We start from the raw sequence: 1,164 nt of genomic DNA, 5'->3' as shown, positions 1-1,164 counted from the left end.
GTTTCGGGGGGCCGCGGTTTCAGGGGGCGGCTGTTTCGGGGCGGCGGATCAAGAAGGCACGGCGACCACGACCGTCTTGGCGACCTTGTCGTGCAGACACTGGTGGTACGGCTGGTCCCAGGTGCACCACAACACATTGATCAGCCAGAAGATGAAGCCGCAGCACGGCACGATCTCGGGCAGGGCATACGTACCGGCGCGCAGCCACCCCGGCTGACCGGCCGGGATCTCCCCGTTCTCCAGCAGGGCGACGCGGATCTTCATCACCTTCTTGCCCACCGTCTGGCCGTACTTGGTCAGCATCAGCCCTTCGTAGAGGAAGTACACCAGGGCGTAGACGATCGTTATGGCGGTCGCCTCGTCGTTGTTGTTCACCGGGTCGTAGTCGCCCAGGAGCACCGCCATCACCAGACCCACCGGGATGCCCACGATCAGCGCGTCGATGATCCGGGCGACGAGGCGGCGGCCGCGGTTCGCGAGCGGGGGCATGCCGGCGAGCGGGTCGGGAGCGCCGTACTCGCCTCCGTACTCGCCGCCGTACGGCGAGCCGAAGGAGGGGGGCGGCTGCTGCTTGGAGAACGCGTCGCCCTCTGGCTGCTCATCGGCCCGCGGCACGCCTGGCCGGGGTTCCTCGGGCCCGGGTCCCTCGGACGGGGGCCCCTCGGACCGGGGTTGGTCGGGCCGGGGTTCGTCAGGCCCCGGGGTCGGCTGGTCGGTGCTCATGGCCCGAGTCGACCCCGGAGCCGGAGCCGCCGCATCCGGCGCGCTCCGTTCGGGCGACCGGGATGGACCGTACGAGTCAGCGCCCCGTACGGCCCCTACGCCTCACCGCCCGCCCCGGCACCGGCGTACGGCTCAGCCGCGCCCCTGCGGCTCAGCCGCGACCAGCCACGAAGGTGCGTGCCGCCTTGTCGTGCCAGCACTGCCGCCAGGGCCGGTCGAACAGGCACCACAGCACATTGAGGACGCCGATCACCAGCAGCCCGAGCACCGAGTACACCAACCAGCGGCGCAGCGCGGCGCCGAACGAGGGGGTGTCGTGCCCCTCGATGTCCAGGACCCGCACGCCGCACACCTTCTTGCCCAGCGTGGCGCCCCACTTCGCGGTCGGGAACGCCTCGTAGACCAGCCCGACGACGAGCAGCAGGCCGAGCACCACGCCGA

2 protein-coding genes are annotated in these 1,164 nt (G+C 71.0%); both read right to left on the bottom strand.

From position 1 onward, the window contains the following. Window positions 1-48: 48 nt before the first annotated feature. Window positions 49-723 carry an RDD family protein gene (locus CCN51_RS50355; RefSeq protein ID WP_043487499.1) on the bottom strand — a complete coding sequence of 225 codons (675 nt, stop codon included), beginning with the start codon at window positions 721-723 and terminating at the stop codon, window positions 49-51. Window positions 724-874: 151 nt separating this feature from the next. Then, window positions 875-1,164, bottom strand: a 290-nt coding sequence (locus CCN51_RS50350) for an RDD family protein (RefSeq protein ID WP_143676195.1), incomplete at its 5' end; no start/stop codon positions are given.

Origin of the sequence: Streptomyces milbemycinicus, from assembly GCF_002154605.1 — a bacterium.
Classification (GTDB): domain Bacteria; phylum Actinomycetota; class Actinomycetes; order Streptomycetales; family Streptomycetaceae; genus Streptomyces; species Streptomyces milbemycinicus.
The sequence above is the reverse complement of the archived record's forward strand: the minus strand, read 5'-3'. Positions and strand labels throughout refer to the sequence as shown.

What these genes read in the sequence shown, in the direction of transcription:
- CCN51_RS50355 (WP_043487499.1), bottom strand. Translation starts at nt 723, where the DNA reads ATGAGCACCGACCAGCCGACCCCGGGGCCTGACGAACCCCGGCCCGAC.